The sequence below is a fragment of the Streptomyces sp. 130 genome (genome assembly GCF_007096885.1).
Lineage (GTDB): Bacteria > Actinomycetota > Actinomycetes > Streptomycetales > Streptomycetaceae > Streptomyces.
Map to the genome: position 1 here is coordinate 1 of NZ_VJNO01000010.1, position 17,130 is coordinate 17,130.

Below are 17,130 nucleotides of genomic sequence, written 5' to 3' on the forward strand. Positions count from 1 at the left end.
GCGGCCCCGGCCGCCGCCCCCGCCCCCCCCCCCGCCCCGCCCCCCCCCCCCCCCCCCCCGCCCCCCCCCCCCCCGCCCCCCCCCCGGCCCCCCCCCCCCCCCCCCCCCCCCCCCCCCGGCCGGGTGCCTCGCGGCGGTCAGCCGGTGTACGCCTCCAGTTCCGAGAGCTGCGCGGCCGGCCAGCCGGTGTTGGCGGTGAACGTCAGCCGCAGATGGCGGACCGGCGTACCGGGCAATGTGACCGTGGCCTGGTTGCCGCTCGACGGATCGAAGGTGTAACCCGCCGAACCCTTCAGCGGGGTGTACGTGCTGCCGTCGGTGCTGCCCGATACGCCCAGGGTCTGGGTGCGGGTCGCCCAGGCGGACGACGGCGGCAGCTTCAGGACGAGCCGCTTGACGGACTTGGCCGCCCCGAGGTCCACGGTGATGGACTGCGGGAAGGCGTGGTTGGTGCTCTCCCAGTAGGTGTTCGCGTTGCCGTCGACCGCGTTGGACGCGCCGTAGACGTCGGCGTGGCCGGACTCGGTGACCTGGCGGCCCTGGGCGAGGTTGCCGGTCTCCTCGGGCGGGTCGGTCGGGTCGGTCGGCGGGTCGGTCGGCGGGTCGGTCGGGCCGGTGCCGCCGCCCGGGACGCCGCCGTTGGTCCACACGGGGGCGGGCCAGACACCGGTGCAGGCCGGCGGGTCCGCGTACCAGCCGGAGTTCCCGGAGACCCGGGTGATCCGGAAGCCGCTGCCGACGCAGTTGTGGATCGGGTTCGACTGCGCGATGTGCGTCGCCGTGACGTTGTCGAAGGTGGCCGTGCCGGGGGCCTGGATCTGGAGCGCGTAGGTGCCGGTGCCGTCGATCCTGATGTTCTTGAAGTGCAGCCCGTTGGTCGCGCCCTCGATGAGGTGGATCGCCGCGTACGAGCTGTCCAGGACTTCGCTGTCGGTGATGTCGATGTCGCCGTTGACCGGTTCGTTGAGCCCGCTGAACCAGATCGCGCCGACTCCGAAGTTCCAGTTGTAGTCGCTGTTCCCGGTGCGGATCAGGGTGTTGCGGGCGGCCGTGGTGGTGCCCGAGACGGCCGTCCCCTGGCCGGAGTTGACGCCGGGGTAGCGGTTGGCGATGTGCAGGCCGCCGCCGTTGGTGACGGTGTCCGCCATGACGTTGTCGGAGAGGGTGATGTCCTTGCCGCCGTAGGTGACGATGTTGTTGGCCAGGATCGGCAGGATCACCGTGTTGAACGTGAACTCGTTGTTCACGTTCGGGACGTTCTCCGCCCACATCGCCAGCCCGTCGTCACCGGTGTTGCGGACGAAGGTGTTGGTGACCGTCGAGTCGGTCACGCCGTAGTGGAAGTTCACCCCGTCGGCGGTCTGGTCCAGGATGCGGCTGTTCTTGATGGTGAAGTTGTCCATCGGGCCGTCCATCCAGGCCCCGCACTTGGTGTGCTGCATCCAGACGTTGTCGACGGTCGAGTCGGACATCGCCCCGCCGATGGCGTTCACCTGGTCGTTGTCCACCCGCTCGCGGATGTCACCGATGATGGCGAAGTCCCTGAGCGTGACGTCGCTGCTGCCGCCGTCCCCGGCGTACTTGCCGTAGACGCCGACGGCCTTGCTCCGGTTGGACGGGTCGCGCCCGGTCAGCACCGAGTACCAGGGTCCGGCGCCGCGCAGGGTCACCTGGTCCACGATGATGTGGTCGCGCACCTGGAACGTGCCCCGCGGGATGTACACCTCCCTGCCCTGCGCCCGGCCCGCGTCCACCGCCGCCTGGATTTTGGCGGTGGAGTCCGCGGCCCCGGTCGGGTCGGCCCCGAAGTCGGAGACGACGTCCAGCGCGCCGGAGGGCTTGGCGATGGGCGCGCCCACCTGCTCGAAGTCCGCCAGGTCGATGGTGAACGACGGGGAGGCGGCGGTGGACGACACCTGGAGCCGGACCTTCGTACCGGCCGGCAGCGTCGACCCGAACATGGTCCGGGCCTCGTCGTAGAAGTGGTGCGGGTTGGTGTCGCCCGGGTTGTTGTTGAACGGATACCCCCCGTAGTACCAGCCGTACTTGGAGGTCACCGGCACCGCCTTGGGCGAGGCCCCGTTCACGCGTACGTCGATCGAGGCGTCCCGGCCCGTCCCGGCGGCGTTGTCCGGCAGCGAGTACCGGAAGGACATCGCGTTGGCGGGGGCGGTGAGCGTGAACTCCACGTACTCGCCGACCGCGTCCAGGGTCACCGCCTGCCGGCCGGACGCCTCGGACGGGAGGGTGCCGTAGAGGCGGTCCGGGCCGATCAGGGTGCCGTTGGTGGCCGCGTACTCGGCCTCCTGTTCCTTGAACGGGACGGTCGCGCCGCGGCCGGGAACGGCGAGCGGCGAGGGGGCGGGGACACCGGCGGCCTGGGCGGCCGGTGCGCCGGTCAGCACCACGGCGGCGGCGGTGCCGAAGGCGGCGAGTGCCAGTGAGAGGGAGGCGGACAGGGACCGCCTGAGCAGTGGGCGGCGGGGTGGGGAAGTCACGTCGAAGTCGTCCTTGCGGCTCGTGGGGGCTCTTCGGACGCCCCACAGGCTAGAAGCACCTTCGCAAGGAAGTCCACGGTGCTGCGCAAGAATTCGTCGCACGAACTCAAATAATCGACGCCTGCATGGGAAGAATGTGCGCTGTGCGGGGGTTGCGGGCGAAGCGCCGGAGCACGCACGAGGGCCCGGATGCCTTGCCGGCATCCGGGCCCTCGTATCGTTCGTGCGGTCCGCTACGGCAGCTGCGCCGCGCGTGCCTCGCGGCGGTTGCCGCGGAAGGTGTTCACCCGGCGGGCGGTCGCGAAGAGCGGGATGACCGCGCCCAGGACCACCTGGAGCGCGCAGCCGGTCTGCAGGAGCAGCTGACCGCCGGGGGCGTCCAGCGCCCAGGCCGCCAGGAGCCCCATCGCGGAGACGATCCAGCCGAGCATCGCCACCGCGAGGACACCCCGCGGCTTCGGGTACTCGACCCGGCTGACCATCAGCCACGCCACCCCGATGATGGCGAGCAGCGTCGGGACGAACGGCAGCTCCAGGAGCACGATGGAGATGACCGTGAGCGCTCCGAAGGGGCTCGGCATGCCCTGGAACATGCCGTCCTTCATCGTCACGCACGAGAACCGCGCGAGTCTGAGCACCACCGCGAGCAGCACCACGATCGCCGCGAGCGCCGAGACCCGCTGGTGTGCGTCGTCCGCGACCATGCCGTACACGAGGACGAAGTACGCCGGGGCGAGCCCGAAGCTGATGAGGTCCGAGAGGTTGTCCAGCTCGGCGCCCATCGGCGAGGAACGCAGCTTGCGGGCGACGAGCCCGTCGAACAGGTCGAAGATCGCCGCCATGAGCATGAGGATCACGGCGGTGGCCGCGGAGTGGCGCGCCATGCCGCTCTCGTCACTGCCCGTGAGGTGCGGGATCAGGATGCCCGTGGTGGTGAAGTACACCGCCATGAACCCGCACGTGGCGTTACCGAGGGTGAGGGTGTCCGCTATCGACAGCCGCAGCGAGAGCGGCATGTCGTCGGCGTCGTCCTCCGTCTCCGCCTCCGGGACCCAGCCGGTCTGCGTGTCCGGATCAATCACGGTCAATGCGAGTCACCCCCGCGGTGGTGGCCTGGCCGACCTCGACCGCGACGTCCACACCTTCCGGGAGGTAGATGTCGACGCGGGAGCCGAAGCGGATCAGCCCGATGCGCTCACCCTGCTCCACCTTCGTGCCCTGCGGGATGTAGGGGACGATGCGCCGGGCCACCGCGCCGGCGATCTGCACCATCTCGATGTCGCCCAGCTCGGTGTCGAAGTGCCAGACAACGCGCTCGTTGTTCTCGCTCTCCTTGTTGAACGCGGGGACGAAGCCGCCGGGCACGTGCTCCACCGACGTCACCGTGCCGGCCAGCGGCGCGCGGTTCACATGGACGTTCAGCGGGCTCATGAAGATCGCGACGCGGGTCCGCCCGTCCTTCCACGGCATGATGCTCTGCACCACGCCGTCGGCCGGTGAGATGACGCGCCCCCGGGTGATCTCGCGCTCCGGGTCCCGGAAGAACCAGAGCATGCCCGCCGCGAGCGCGGTGGTGGGCACGGCGACGGCCGCCCAGCGCCCGGACCGGCGGGCGCGGGTCAGGCTGAGGGCGGCGGTGGCGACGGTCGGCAGGAGCCACGGCGAAGCTCCGCGTGCGATGCGGACCCGGCCGCGTGAGGCAGAGGTATGGCTGTCGGGCATGGATGACCTTCGTAGCGGATTGAGCCGCGCTGGCAACGGGGGACGGCGGCTTTTCCGGCGATGTTATCGGTTGCTGACCGCAACTGGGCAAGCCAGCAGCCGAGTCGGACGTCTGGAAGGCACCGGTTGAGGATGACAGAGTGTGATCTTCTTCGCGGCGAAATCACCACGAAAGGGACGATCAACCCTGGAAACGGTACTCCTCGAGGAGCCGGCGCCCGATGATCATTTTCTGGATCTCGGCGGTACCTTCACCGATCAGCAGCATCGGGGCCTCGCGGTAGAGGCGCTCGATCTCGTACTCCTTGGAGAAGCCGTAGCCGCCGTGGATACGGAAGGCGTCCTCGACGACTTCCTTGCAGTACTCGGAGGCGAGGTACTTCGCCATCCCTGCCTCCAGGTCGTTTCGCTCCCCGGAGTCCTTTTTGCGTGCCGCGTTTACCATCATCGCATGGGCGGCCTCGACCTTGGTGGCCATTTCGGCCAGCTTGAACTGGATCGCCTGGTGCTGAGCGATGGGCTTTCCGAAGGTCTGGCGCTGCTGTGCGTAGGAAACGCCCAGTTCGAAAGCACGCTGTGCGACACCGCAGCCACGGGCGGCCACATTGACCCGGCCCACCTCGACTCCGTCCATCATTTGGTAAAACCCCCGGCCGGTGACACCCCCCAGTACGCGATTGGCCGGAATTCGCAGTCCGTCCATGATGAGCTCGGTGGTATCGACCCCCTTGTAACCCATCTTGTCGATCTTTCCGGGGATCGTGAGCCCGGGACGGACCTCGCCGAAGCCCGGCTCCTTCTCCACCAGGAACGTCGTCATCGACTTGTGCGGCGCGGTGCCCTCGGGGTGTCCTTCGTCACTCCGGCACAGGACGGCGACGAGCGACGACGTGCCGCCGTTCGTCAGCCACATCTTCTGGCCGTTCAGGACGTACTCCTCGCCGTCCCGGACGCCCTTCGAGCTGATCGCCGACACGTCCGAGCCGAGCGCCGGCTCCGACATCGAGAACGCGCCCCGCACCTCGCCCAGCGCCATGCGCGGCAGGAAGGTGTCCTTCTGTTCCTGCGTCCCGTGCTGCTTGAGCATGTACGCCACGATGAAGTGCGTGTTGATGATGCCCGACACGCTCATCCAGCCCCGGGCGATCTCCTCCACGCACAGCGCGTACGTGAGCAGCGACTCGCCCAGCCCGCCGTACTCCTCGGGGATCATCAGGCCGAACAGGCCGAGTTCCTTCAGCCCCTCGACGATCTCGGTGGGGTACTCGTCCCGGTGTTCCAGCCGGGTCGCGACCGGAATGATCTCCTTGTCGACAAAGTCCCTGACCGTCGAGAGGATCTCCCGCTGGACCTCGGTGAGCCCGGCCGTCTGGGCGAGTCGCGTCATGGCTACTTCTCCACGTTCTTCTGCGAGGGCTGGCTGGGCTCCGGGCGGCCGGGCTGCTCCCCGCCCCGCTCCTTGATGTACGTCTCGGTGGGGACCATGACCTTGCGGCGGAACACGCAGACGAGCGTGCCGTCCTGCTTGTAGCCCCTGGTCTCGACGTGGACGATTCCGCGGTCGCTCTTCGACCGTGACGGCGTCTTGTCCAGGACCGTCGTCTCGCCGTAGACCGTGTCGCCGTGGAAGGTCGGCGCCACGTGCTTCAGTGACTCGATCTCCAGGTTGGCGATGGCCTTTCCGGAGACGTCCGGCACCGACATCCCGAGCAGCAGCGAGTAGATGTAGTTGCCGACGACGACGTTCTTGCCGAAATCGGTCGTGCTCTCCGCATAGTTGCTGTCCATGTGCAGCGGGTGATGATTCATGGTCAGCAGGCAGAAGAGGTGGTCGTCGTATTCGGTGACGGTTTTCCCGGGCCAGTGCTTGTAGACCGCACCGACCTCGAATTCCTCGTATGTGCGGCCGAACTGCATATCAGGCCTCCGGAGCTTCGAACTTGGAGGTGCGCTGCATGCCGGCCGCCCGGCCCTTGCCCGCGATGACCAGGGCCATCTTGCGGCTGGCCTCGTCGATCATCTCGTCGCCGAGCATCGCCGAGCCCTTCTTGCCGCCCTCCTCGGAGGTGCACCAGTCGTAGGCGTCGAGGATCAGCTCCGCGTGGTCGTAGTCCTCCTGCGAGGGCGAGAACACCTCGTTGGCCGCCTCGACCTGCCCGGGGTGCAGCACCCACTTGCCGTCGAAGCCGAGCGCCGCCGCGCGGCCGGCGACCTCGCGGTAGGCGTCCACGTCGCGGATCTGCAGGAAGGGGCCGTCGATCGCCTGGAGGTCGTGCGTACGGGCGGCCATCAGGATGCGCATCAGGATGTAGTGATAGGCGTCCGCCGGGTAGCCGGGCGGCTGCTGGCCCACGACCAGCGACTTCATGTTGATCGACGCCATGAAGTCGGCCGGGCCGAAGATCAGCGTCTCCAGGCGCGGCGAGGCGGCGCCGATCTCGTCGATGTTGACGAGGCCCTTGGCGTTCTCGATCTGCGCCTCGATGCCGATCCGGCCGACCTCGAAGCCCATCGTCTTCTCGATCTGGGTCAGCAGCAGGTCCAGCGCCACCACCTGCTGGGCGTCCTGGACCTTCGGCAGCATGATGCAGTCGAGGTTCTGCCCCGCGCCCTCGACGACCGTGATCACGTCGCGGTACGTCCAGTGCGTCGTCCAGTCGTTGACCCGGACCACCCGGGTCTTGCCCGTCCAGTCGCCGTTGTTGAGCGCGTCCACGATGTGGTGGCGGGCGCCCTCCTTGGCGAGCGGCGCGCAGGCGTCCTCCAGGTCCAGGAAGACCTGGTCGGCGGGGAGGCCCTGGGCCTTCTCCAGGAACCGGGGGTTGCTTCCCGGGACCGCGAGACACGAGCGGCGCGGGCGCAGTCGGTTGACGGGCGTGGTCATGCGGGGACCTCCAGAGGGTCGAGCTCGTTCGCTTTGCGGATCTCGTCGACGATACGGCCGATGATCTCCGTGATGCCGAAGTCCTTCGGGGTGAACACGGCGGCGACACCCGCCCCGATCAGGGCCTCGGCGTCGGCCGGGGGGATGATGCCGCCGGCGATGACCGGGATGTCGCCGGCCCCGGTGCGGCGCAGCCGGGCCAGCACGTCCGGCACCAGCTCGGCGTGCGAGCCGGACAGGATGGACAGGCCGACGCAGTGCACGTCCTCGGCGACGGCGGCCGAGACGATCTGTTCGGGCGTCAGCCGGATGCCCTGGTAGACGACCTCGAAGCCGGCGTCCCTGGCCCGCACCGCGATCTGCTCGGCGCCGTTGGAGTGCCCGTCCAGGCCCGGCTTGCCGACCAGCAGCCGCAGCCGCCCGACACCCAGGTCCGCGGCGGTCCGCGCCGCCTTCTCGCGTACGAGGGCGAGCGGCGAACCCTCCTCGGCGGTGACCGCGACCGGCGCGGACGACACCCCGGTCGGCGCCCGGAACTCCCCGAAGACGTCGCGCAGCGCCCAGGCCCACTCGCCGGTGGTCACCCCGGCACGGGCGCACTCGACGGTCGCCTCCATCAGGTTCTCCGTGCCGGCGGCGGCCTTCTTCAGGGCGGCCAGCGCCTCGGTGGCCCGGGGCTCGTCGCGGTTGTCGCGCCACGCGTGGAGCGCGGCGACGACCTGCGCCTCGTTCGCCGGGTCGACCGTCATGATCGCCCCGTCGAGGTCGGCGGTGAGCGGGTTGGGCTCGGTCGTCTCGTAGACGTTGACGCCGACGATCTTCTCGTCGCCGGCCTCGATCCGGGCCCGCCGCTCGGCGTGCGAGGAGACCAGCTCGGACTTGAGGTAGCCGGACTCGACGGCCGCCAGGGCGCCGCCCATCCGCTCGATCCGGTCCATCTCGGCCAGCGCGTCGGCGACCAGCTCGTCCACCTTGGCCTCGACGACGTGCGAACCGGCGAAGATGTCCTCGTACTCCAGCAGGTCGCTCTCGTGCGCCAGGACCTGCTGGATGCGCAGCGACCACTGCTGGTCCCAGGGCCGGGGGAGCCCCAGCGCCTCGTTCCAGGCGGGCAGTTGGACCGCGCGGGCCCGGGCGTCCTTGGAGAGGGTCACGGCCAGCATTTCGAGCACGATGCGCTGGACGTTGTTCTCCGGCTGGGCCTCGGTCAGGCCGAGCGAGTTGACCTGGACGCCGTAGCGGAAGCGGCGCTGCCTGGCGTCGGTGATGCCGTAGCGCTCGCGGGTGACCCGGTCCCAGATGCGGCCGAAGGCGCGCATCTTGCACATCTCCTCGATGAAGCGGACGCCCGCGTTCACGAAGAACGAGATCCGCGCGACGACCGCCCCGAACTTCTCCTCGGGCACCTGCCCGGAGTCGCGTACGGCGTCGAGGACGGCGATGGCCGTCGACATCGCGTACGCGATCTCCTGGACCGGGGTGGCCCCCGCCTCCTGGAGGTGGTAGCTGCAGATGTTGATCGGATTCCACTTGGGGATGCGGCTGACCGTGTACGTGATCATGTCGGTGGTCAGCCGCAGCGAGGGCCCGGGCGGGAAGACGTGCGTCCCGCGCGAGAGGTACTCCTTGACGATGTCGTTCTGCGTGGTGCCCTGGAGCCTGCCGGGGTCGGCGCCCTGCTCCTCCGCGACGACCTGGTAGAGCGCCAGCAGCCACATGGCGGTGGCGTTGATCGTCATGGAGGTGTTCATCTGCTCCAGGGGGATGTCCTGGAAGAGCCGGCGCATGTCACCGAGGTGCGACACGGGCACCCCGACCCGGCCGACCTCGCCGCGCGCCAGGACGTGGTCGGGGTCGTAGCCGGTCTGGGTCGGCAGGTCGAAGGCGACCGACAGACCCGTCTGGCCCTTGGCGAGGTTGCGCCGGTAGAGCTCGTTGGACGCCTCGGCCGTGGAGTGGCCCGCGTACGTCCGCATGAGCCAGGGGCGGTCCTTCTGACGTTGGGTCATCTTCGGACCTCAGACGTTCCGGCTGTGGCTGATGGTCCGCTCCGCCGGCGCGTCACGGAACAGGTTGATGGCGTCCAGGTGCTCGGCGCGCGTCTCCTCGTCGCGCACGCCCATGCCCTCGCGCGGGGCCAGCGCCAGGACGCCGACCTTGCCCTGGTGGGCGTTGCGGTGCACGTCGTGGGCGGCCTGGCCGGTCTCCTCCAGGGAGTAGACCTTGGAGAGCGTGGGGTGGATCTTGCCCTTGGCGATCAGGCGGTTGGCCTCCCAGGCCTCGCGGTAGTTGGCGAAGTGGGAGCCGATGATGCGCTTGAGCGACATCCACAGGTAGCGGTTGTCGTACTCGTGGTTGTAGCCCGAGGTCGAGGCGCAGGTGACGATGGTGCCGCCCTTGCGGGTCACGTAGACGCTCGCGCCGAACGTCTCGCGGCCGGGGTGCTCGAAGACGATGTCCACGTCCTCGCCGCCGGTCAGTTCACGGATGCGCTTGCCGAACCGCTTCCACTCGCGCGGGTCCTGGTTGCGCTCGTCCTTCCAGAACCTGTAGCCCTCGGCGTTGCGGTCGATGATCGCCTCGGCGCCCATCTTCCGGCAGATCTCCGCCTTCTGCTCGCTGGAGACGACGCAGATCGGGTTGGCGCCGCCGGCCAGTGCGAACTGCGTGGCGTACGAGCCGAGTCCGCCGCTGGCGCCCCAGATCAGCACGTTGTCGCCCTGCTTCATGCCGGCGCCGTTGCGCGAGACGAGCTGGCGGTACGCGGTGGAGTTGACGAGCCCGGGAGCCGCGGCCTCCTCCCAGCTGAGGTGACCGGGCTTCGGCATCAGCTGGTTCGACTTGACGAGCGCGATCTCGGCGAGACCGCCGAAGTTCGTCTCGAAGCCCCAGATGCGCTGCTCCGGGTCGAGCATCGTGTCGTTGTGGCCGTCCGAGGACTCCAGTTCGACGGAGAGGCAGTGCGCGACGACCTCGTCGCCGGGCTTCCAGGCGTTGACGCCCGGGCCGGTGCGCAGGACGACGCCCGCCAGGTCGGAACCGATGACGTGGTACGGCAGGTCGTGGCGCTTGGTGAGCTCGCTGACCCTGCCGTACCGCTCCAGGAAGCCGAAGGTGGAGACCGGCTCGAAGATGGAGGTCCAGACGGAGTTGTAGTTCACCGAGCTGGCCATGACCGCGACCAGGGCTTCGCCCGGGCCGAGTTCCGGCACCGGCACGTCCTCCACGTGGAGCGACTTGCGCGGGTCCTTGTCGCGGCTTTCGACGCCCGCGAACATCTCGGCCTCGTCCTTGTGGACGGTGACCGCGCGGTACGACTCGGGCACGGGCAGCGCCGCGAAGTCGGCGGCGGTGGGCGCGGCGGAGCCGCCCTTCGCTTCGGTCTGCGACTGGATCGCGTCCAGGATTTCCTTCACGGGTGCCTCCGGCGGATGGGGTCTCCCCGGCTTCGAGCGGAGTCGAGAGCTCGGGGAAGCGTTGAGGGAACGCTGAGGGGTCCCTGCGGACAGGGGGACGGGTCTGGAGGTGTGCCGTCGGTTCGGCGGGGTGGTGCTCGGCTGCTTGCTCGGTGGAGCAGAAGGGTTGCCTGGTGACGCAGGCGCCCGGGCGCGCAGGCACGGTGGCTTGCGGGGACAGCCGGCGTACGTGAGTTGCCAGCACGCCGGCCGCCCGGATGCCTTCAACGTATGGCACTGCGTGACAGCTGACAAGGCACTCGGTGCCAGTAATTTCCCTCAATTGTCAGACGGTCGCCACGCATGAGCAACACGGGCGGCGGTATGCCCGAAGGCGTCCTGGTATGGCCGGTCAGCGGTGTGTGAGGTGGTAGACGTACGGAGTCGTGGTGGTCAGTGCCGTGAAGCCGAGCCGCTCCAGGATCGGGTGGCTGTCCTCGGTGGCGTCGACCTGAAGGTGTTCGTAGCCGCGCTCCGCCGCCACGGCCGCCCGGCGGGCCACCAGCGCCCGGTAGACACCCCGCCCGCGCCAGGCCGGGACCGTGCCGCCGCCCCACAGCCCCGCGAACCCCGTGCCCGGATGCAACTCCATCCGGGCGGAGCTGACCGGCTCGCCGCCCGCCACGGCCACCAGCGCCACGAAACGCTCCGGGTCCTCGCGCAACCGGGCCAGGACCTGCCGGCGCAGCCGGGACGCGTCCGTGCCGAACGCCCGCTCATGGGCGCGGGCCATCAGCTCCACGCCCGCCTCGTCCCGCACCTCTTCCAGCCGGACGCCGTCCGGCAGCCGCACCCGCCCGGCCTGCTCGGCCACCCGCGCCACCAGCAGGGTCTCCGGCTCCCCGGCCTCGAAACCGGCCGCCGACAGCCGCGCGCCCAGGTCGGCGGGCCGGTCGTGCCCGTACAGCTTCCACTCGAACTCCTCGCGGCCCGCCCGCTCGCAGTGCGCCACCTGCTCGGCGATCGCCGCGTCCGCCCGGGCGGCGTCCAGGTCCGGCGCGGACCACACCACCCCGTTCCAGTCGTGCGCGGCGCCCACCAGCCGTACGACGTCGCCCACGCGTTCGGCGCGGGCGCCGGGGCCGTCGGGGCGGGCCTGTTCGCGCATCACCCGGTCGAAACGGGCGAGGAGGCGGGCCGGGGCGGATGTCACATGATCGTTCATGCGCCACACCCCAGCATCGGGGCCCCGCACCGGCAACGGGGTTTCCCGGCGGCCAACGGGGTCTCCCGGCGGCTCAGCGCTCCTTGAGGGCCTGCTGGATCGTCCGCATCACTTCGTCCAGCGGCGCGTCCGTACGCGCCACCGCGACCAGCACCTCGCCCTGGGTCTCCACCGAAGCGGCCGGCGGCTTCGCGGGCTCGGCGCCCGCCGTGCGCCCCGCGCCGATGCCCGTGCCGAAGGTGTCGCGCACGATGGCGAACGCCTGGTCGAGCTGTGCCTCCACATCGCCCTGCCCGTCCGCCCGCAGCCAGCGGCGCAGCACGTGGTTGTGCGCGGTGACGACGGCGGACGCGGCGACCTCGGCCAGCAACGGGTCGTCGTTGCCGGGCTGGTGGTCGCGCTCGTCGAAGTGGCCCAGCAGATACCGCGTGAACAGCCGCTCGTAGCGGGCCACCGAGGCGATCTCCGCCTGGCGCAGGGTCGGCACCTCGCGGGTCAGCTTGTAACGGGCCACGGAGACCGCGGGCTTGGCCGCGTACATCCGCATGACCTCCTTGATGCCGCGGCACACCGTGTCGAGCGGGTGCTCGTGCGCGGGGGCGGCGTTGAGGACGGCCTCGGCCCGTACGAGGGTGTCGTCGTGGTCCGGGAAGATCGCCTCTTCCTTGGAGCGGAAGTGGCGGAAGAAGGTCCGCCGGGCCACGCCCGCCGCGCCCGCGATCTCGTCGACCGTGGTCGCTTCGTACCCCTTCGTCGCGAAGAGTTCCATCGCCGCGGCGGCCAGTTCGCGGCGCATTCTGAGCCGCTGGGCGGCGGCTCGGGTGCCGACGGCGCTTTCCGGGACGTCGGGCGCGGCGGACACACGGGAGGACCTGGCGGGCTGGGACATGGTGTGAACGTACTGCATGGGGCCGGGAGAGCGCGCCTGAGGGGGCGGGCCGCCCGAAGGCCCCAGCAGCCCGCCCCAGCCGGCTCCCGCGTCAGCGGCGGGCATATTCGCGGAATCCGCGCCCCGTCTTGCGGCCGAGGCAGCCCGCGGCCACCAGGTGTTCCAGGAGCGGGGCGGGCGCCAGGCCCGGGTCGCGGAACTCGTTGTGGAGCACCTTCTCGATGGCCAGCGAGACATCGAGCCCCACCACGTCCAGCAGCTCGAACGGGCCCATCGGATAGCCGCCGCCCAGCTTCATCGCGGCGTCGATGTCGTCGAGGGACGCGTAGTGCTCCTCGACCATCTTGATCGCGTTGTTGAGGTACGGGAACAGCAGCGCGTTCACGATGAAACCGGCCCGGTCCCCGCAGTCCACCGGGTGCTTGCGGACCGCGTGGCACACCTCGTGGACCGTGGCGCGGACATCGTCGGCGGTGAGCACCGTACGCACGACCTCGACCAGCTTCATCGCGGGCGCCGGGTTGAAGAAGTGCATCCCGACGACGTCCCCGGGCCGCCCGGTGGCCCGGGCGATCGCGACGACCGGCAGCGAGGAGGTCGTCGTGGCCAGCACCGCGCCCGGCCGGCACACCTTGTCCAGCGTGGCGAAGAGCTCCTGCTTGACCAGCAGGTCCTCCGCGACCGCCTCGACCGCGAGGTCCACCTCCGCGAAGGCGTCCAGCGAGGCCGCCGGGGTGATCCTGCCCAGCGCCGCGTCCCGGGCCTCGTCGCTCAGCCGCCCCTTGGCCACCGACCGGTCCAGCGACTTGGCGATCCGGGCCTTGGCGAGGTCCGCCTTCTCCTGGCCGCGCGCGGCGAGCACCACGTCGTAGCCGGCCTTGGCGAAGACCTCCGCGATCCCGGAGGCCATCGTCCCCGAGCCCGCGACGCCCACCGACCGCACGGTGCGCCCGGCGGCCTCCTCGGCGGGCGGCGCCGGGGTCAGGGCGTCCGGCACCACGGTCTGGCCGCCCGGTTCGGCGTAGGTGTAGAAGCCGCGGCCCGCCTTGCGCCCGGTCAGACCGGCGGCGGCGAGCTGGCCGAGGACGGGCGCGGGGGCGTGCAGGCGGTCGTGCGAGGCGGAGTACATCGCCTCCAGGACCGTGCGGGCCGTGTCGATGCCGATCAGGTCCAGCAGGGCCAGCGGACCCATGGGCAGGCCGCAGCCCAGCTTCATCGCGGCATCGATGTCCTCGCGGGTGGCGTAGTTCGCCTCGTACATCGCGGCGGCCTGGTTGAGATAGCCGAACAGCAGGCCGTCCGCGACGAACCCGGGCCGGTCGCCGATGGCCACCGGCTCCTTGCCCAGCAGGCGCGCCAGCTCGGTGACCGCCTCCACGGCGGGCGGGGCGGTCAGCACCGATGAGACCACCTCGACCAGCTTCATCGCCGGGGCCGGGTTGAAGAAGTGCAGGCCGAGCACCCGCTCCGGGCGCTGCGACTCGGCCGCGAGGCGGGTCACCGACAGGGCGTTGGTGCCGGTCGCGAGGATCGTGGCCGGGGAGACGATCGTGTCGAGCTCCCGGAAGACCTGCTGCTTGATCTCGTACGACTCCGGCACGACCTCGATGACCAGCTCCGCGTCGGCGGCCGCCTGGAGGTCGGAGAACGTACGGAAGCGGGCCAGGGCGTCGCGCCGCTCCTCCTCGGTGATCCGCCCGCGCTCCACGGCACGGGCGGTGGACGCCTCCAGCGAGGCGACGGCCCGGCGGGCGGCGGCCTCGTCGGTGTCGATGCCGATGACCTCGCGGCCGGAACGGGCCAGGACCTCGGCGATTCCGGTGCCCATCGTGCCGAGGCCGACGACGGCGATGGTGGAGAGAGGGGTGTCCATCACGGGACTCCAGGGGTGAGTGACGACTGGGAGAACGCACGGCGCGCGAGGCGCGCGGAAGGTGCCTGTCGTGGTGTTCGACCACCGGGCGTGATCCACGCACGGGACCGGAAAATGAGCGACGGACCCTGTCCCGGGGCCGCGTCTCGTACAGCTGCCGAACCGACAACACTCCGGGTGGCTGCGTCACCAGGCCAGCGGAGCGGCGGGATCAGATCCCGCTCAACTGAGCTTAACCAGCGAGTAACGAGCGCGCCAGCCCCGGTCAGTTGTGGGCCGCACCACATTTCCGGGGCCCGTCGGCACACACCGTGTCCGCCGATACGCTGACGGTCATGGACGACGAGGAGTTCCGGTCGCTCGCGCACCGGCTGGCCGACGAGGCGGGGGAGCCGGCGGCCTACCGCGCCCTGCTCGCCACCGAGGACGAGGAAGAGCTGGCCCGGGTCCTCGTCGCACCCGAACGCCCGCTCTGGGCCCGCGAGATCGCCGCGTTCCGCCTGGGCTGCGCCGGTGACCCCCGCGCCTTCGAACCCCTGGTCCTCCTCCTCAACCACCGCGACCCCGGCCGTTGCGTCAGCGCCGCCCACGCCCTGGCCCGGCTGGCCGACCCCCGCACCCCCCGGGCCGCCGCCGCCCTCGCGACCAACCCGCTGCGCACCGCCTACGCCCTCCACCCGGTCCGCCTGCTCACCACGCTGAACGCCCCGGAGTCGGTACCCGCCCTGATCGAGACCCTGTCCCGCCTGCTCACCCCGGACGAACCGCACTGGCGCGTCGCCCTGGCCTGCGTGGAGGGCCTGGGCACCCTGGGGGACGCCCGCGCCCGCCCGGTCCTGGAGGCGGCACTGCCCCGGCCACGCCTGGCGGAGGCGGCCCGGGAGGCGCTCGGCCGGCTGGGGAGCGAATGAGCGCAGGGGCGCACGCGGTCGTCCCGCGTGCGCCCCTCGGTGCCCGGGTTCAGCCCCGGAACCCCAGCAGCCCGTGCAGCACGCTGCCCCGGTCCGCGTCCGGACGCACCGCCGGGCGGGCCGACTTGGCGGTCTCCGGCTCCGGGTCGGGGGTCTTCGCGCAGACCGCGTCCACGTCGCCCCGGCCGGCGCGGGGGAGGGCGCCCTTCGCCAGGTAGTCCGCCAGATAGCGGTCCAGGCAGGCGTTGCCGCTCAGGGTGATCCCGTGGTTGCCGCCGCCCTGCTCGACCACCAGGCGGGAGCCGCGCAGCTTGCGGTGCAGGGTGACGCCGCCCTCGTACGGGGTGGCCGCGTCGTCCGTCGCCTGGAAGAGGAGCGCCGGGGGCAGGGCGCGGTTGGAGACCCGCACCGGGTTCAGCGGCTCCACCGGCCAGTCGGCGCACGGGGCGTTGTACCAGGTGTTCCCCCAGGCCATGAACGGGGCCTTCGCGTGCACCCGCCAGGTGTCACTCCGCCAGGTGTTCCAGTCGCGCGGCCAGGAGGCGTCCCGGCACTGCACGGCCGTGTAGACCGAGTACCCGTTGTCGCCCTCCGCGTCCACCGCGCCGAACCGTTCGAACGCCGCGACGAGCGGCTTCTCGTCCCGGTCGTTGACGTACGCGGCGAACGCCTCGGCCAGCACCGGCCAGTAGCCGTTGTAGTAGCCGCCCGGCAGGAAGGTGTCGTCCAGCTCGCCCGCGCCGACCTTCCCGCCCGCCGGACGCTTCTTCACCGCGTCCCGCATCCGGTACCAGGCGGCCTCGACCTGTGCCGGGCCGGCGCCCAGGCGGTAGGTGGCGTCGTACTTCGCGACCCAGGCCGCGAACGCCTTGTGCCGGGTGTCGAACGCGTAGTCCTGGGCGAGGTTGTCCTCGTACCAGACGCCCTCGGGGTCCACGTTCGAGTCGAGGACCAGGCGCCGGACGCGGTCCGGGAAGAGCTTGGCGTACACCGCGCCGAGATAGGTGCCGTAGGAGTAGCCGAGGTAGTTGAGCTGCCGCGCCCCGGTCGCGCGGCGGATCACGTCCAGGTCCTTGGCCGCGCTCACCGTGTCCATGTGGGGGAGCAGGTCCGGGTACTTCTCGCCGCAGGCCGCCGCGAAGTCACGGGCCCGGTTGTGGCTGACCCGCTCGCCGCCGAGGGACTGGGGCACGGGGTCGGGCCTGACCGGGTCGAAGTACCCGGGCAGGCAGTCCAGGGCCGGGCGGCTCTTCCCGACGCCGCGCGGGTCGAAGCCGATCACGTCGTACTGCGAGGCGACCGCCCTCGGCAGCGAGGCCGCGACGAAGGCGGCCAGCGACAGGCCGCTGCCGCCGGGGCCGCCCGGGTTCACCAGCAGCGGGCCCTGGAAGGTCTTCGAGGTGTGCGGCACCCGCGTCAGGGCCAGGGTGACCTGGCGGCCCGCCGGGTCCTCGTGGTCGAGCGGCGAGCGCACCGTCGCGCACTGCAGCGTCGGCGACGACTTCGTACCGCAGTCCTTCCAGGCGAGCGGTGCGGCGCGCGGCGTCGCGGTGTCCGCCGCGGCCGGCGCGGCGGTCACCAGACCGGCGACCGTCGCCCCGAGGGCGCACAGCAGTACGGAACGGTTCGTCATATGGCCTCCCGGAACGGCGGAACACGGCTGCGCGGTGGGCAGCCCCCGCCGCATGTTCCCCGCAATCGGCGCCGGAAGGACCCGTTGTGGTGAGAGATGA

13 protein-coding genes are annotated in these 17,130 nt (G+C 70.9%); 1 reads left to right on the forward strand and 12 read right to left on the reverse strand.

Annotation, left to right across the window (positions count from 1 at the left end):
• Positions 1-137: 137 nt before the first annotated feature.
• The 11 genes from FKN01_RS11315 to FKN01_RS11365 all read right to left on the reverse strand — a co-directional run bounded on the left by FKN01_RS11315 (position 138) and on the right by FKN01_RS11365 (position 14,486).
• Entirely contained in the window at positions 138-2,498 is a 2,361-nt protein-coding gene (locus FKN01_RS11315; protein WP_143619185.1) for a discoidin domain-containing protein, read from the reverse strand.
• Between the two features lie 233 nt (positions 2,499-2,731).
• Entirely contained in the window at positions 2,732-3,580 is an 849-nt protein-coding gene (gene pssA, locus FKN01_RS11320; RefSeq protein ID WP_143619476.1) for a CDP-diacylglycerol--serine O-phosphatidyltransferase, read from the reverse strand.
• Positions 3,573-4,220 (reverse strand): phosphatidylserine decarboxylase, encoded by a 648-nt coding sequence (locus FKN01_RS11325; RefSeq protein WP_018100353.1) that lies wholly within the window; start codon positions 4,218-4,220, stop codon positions 3,573-3,575. The genes pssA and FKN01_RS11325 overlap by 8 nt, the downstream gene beginning before the upstream one ends.
• Positions 4,221-4,401: 181 nt before the next feature.
• The gene (locus FKN01_RS11330) at positions 4,402-5,607 is read right to left on the reverse strand and encodes an acyl-CoA dehydrogenase family protein (RefSeq protein ID WP_143619187.1); all 1,206 of its coding nucleotides are present in this window, start codon (positions 5,605-5,607) and stop codon (positions 4,402-4,404) included.
• A gap of 2 nt (positions 5,608-5,609) precedes the next feature.
• Positions 5,610-6,137, reverse strand: a complete 528-nt coding sequence (locus FKN01_RS11335; RefSeq protein WP_143619189.1) for a MaoC family dehydratase — start codon at positions 6,135-6,137, stop codon at positions 5,610-5,612.
• 1 nt (position 6,138) lies between these two features.
• Positions 6,139-7,104 (reverse strand): CoA ester lyase, encoded by a 966-nt coding sequence (locus tag FKN01_RS11340; RefSeq protein WP_143619191.1) that lies wholly within the window; start codon positions 7,102-7,104, stop codon positions 6,139-6,141.
• The gene (locus tag FKN01_RS11345) at positions 7,101-9,113 is read right to left on the reverse strand and encodes a protein meaA (RefSeq protein WP_143619193.1); all 2,013 of its coding nucleotides are present in this window, start codon (positions 9,111-9,113) and stop codon (positions 7,101-7,103) included. The genes FKN01_RS11340 and FKN01_RS11345 overlap by 4 nt, the downstream gene beginning before the upstream one ends.
• Positions 9,114-9,122: 9 nt before the next feature.
• Positions 9,123-10,520: a crotonyl-CoA carboxylase/reductase gene (gene ccrA / locus FKN01_RS11350; RefSeq protein WP_143619195.1), complete on the reverse strand. Its 1,398-nt coding sequence runs from the start codon at positions 10,518-10,520 to the stop codon at positions 9,123-9,125.
• 391 nt (positions 10,521-10,911) lie between these two features.
• On the reverse strand, positions 10,912-11,724 hold the full coding sequence (locus FKN01_RS11355; RefSeq protein ID WP_143619197.1) for a GNAT family N-acetyltransferase: 813 nt from the start codon (positions 11,722-11,724) through the stop codon (positions 10,912-10,914).
• Positions 11,725-11,797: 73 nt separating this feature from the next.
• A complete protein-coding gene (locus FKN01_RS11360) occupies positions 11,798-12,613 on the reverse strand; it encodes a TetR family transcriptional regulator (protein ID WP_143619199.1) in 816 nt (271 codons plus the stop codon).
• 91 nt (positions 12,614-12,704) lie between these two features.
• A complete protein-coding gene (locus FKN01_RS11365) occupies positions 12,705-14,486 on the reverse strand; it encodes a 3-hydroxyacyl-CoA dehydrogenase family protein (protein ID WP_143619201.1) in 1,782 nt (593 codons plus the stop codon).
• A 335-nt stretch (positions 14,487-14,821) separates the two neighbouring features.
• On the opposite strand from FKN01_RS11365, the gene FKN01_RS11370 reads away from it, so the two are divergent.
• Complete coding sequence (locus tag FKN01_RS11370) at positions 14,822-15,397, forward strand: HEAT repeat domain-containing protein (RefSeq protein WP_143619203.1); 576 nt, start codon at positions 14,822-14,824, stop codon at positions 15,395-15,397.
• A gap of 49 nt (positions 15,398-15,446) precedes the next feature.
• Here FKN01_RS11370 and FKN01_RS11375 read toward each other — a convergent pair whose 3' ends face one another.
• Positions 15,447-17,030 (reverse strand): alpha/beta hydrolase, encoded by a 1,584-nt coding sequence (locus tag FKN01_RS11375; RefSeq protein WP_143619205.1) that lies wholly within the window; start codon positions 17,028-17,030, stop codon positions 15,447-15,449.
• Between the last annotated feature and the right edge of the window lie 100 nt (positions 17,031-17,130).

What these genes read in the sequence shown, in the direction of transcription:
- FKN01_RS11375 (WP_143619205.1), bottom strand. Translation starts at nt 17,030, where the DNA reads ATGACGAACCGTTCCGTACTGCTGTGCGCCCTCGGGGCGACGGTCGCC.
- FKN01_RS11355 (WP_143619197.1), bottom strand. Translation starts at nt 11,724, where the DNA reads ATGAACGATCATGTGACATCCGCCCCGGCCCGCCTCCTCGCCCGTTTC.
- FKN01_RS11325 (WP_018100353.1), bottom strand. Translation starts at nt 4,220, where the DNA reads ATGCCCGACAGCCATACCTCTGCCTCACGCGGCCGGGTCCGCATCGCA.
- FKN01_RS11345 (WP_143619193.1), bottom strand. Translation starts at nt 9,113, where the DNA reads ATGACCCAACGTCAGAAGGACCGCCCCTGGCTCATGCGGACGTACGCG.
- FKN01_RS11340 (WP_143619191.1), bottom strand. Translation starts at nt 7,104, where the DNA reads ATGACCACGCCCGTCAACCGACTGCGCCCGCGCCGCTCGTGTCTCGCG.
- FKN01_RS11360 (WP_143619199.1), bottom strand. Translation starts at nt 12,613, where the DNA reads ATGTCCCAGCCCGCCAGGTCCTCCCGTGTGTCCGCCGCGCCCGACGTC.
- FKN01_RS11335 (WP_143619189.1), bottom strand. Translation starts at nt 6,137, where the DNA reads ATGCAGTTCGGCCGCACATACGAGGAATTCGAGGTCGGTGCGGTCTAC.
- FKN01_RS11330 (WP_143619187.1), bottom strand. Translation starts at nt 5,607, where the DNA reads ATGACGCGACTCGCCCAGACGGCCGGGCTCACCGAGGTCCAGCGGGAG.
- FKN01_RS11370 (WP_143619203.1), top strand. Translation starts at nt 14,822, where the DNA reads ATGGACGACGAGGAGTTCCGGTCGCTCGCGCACCGGCTGGCCGACGAG.
- FKN01_RS11365 (WP_143619201.1), bottom strand. Translation starts at nt 14,486, where the DNA reads ATGGACACCCCTCTCTCCACCATCGCCGTCGTCGGCCTCGGCACGATG.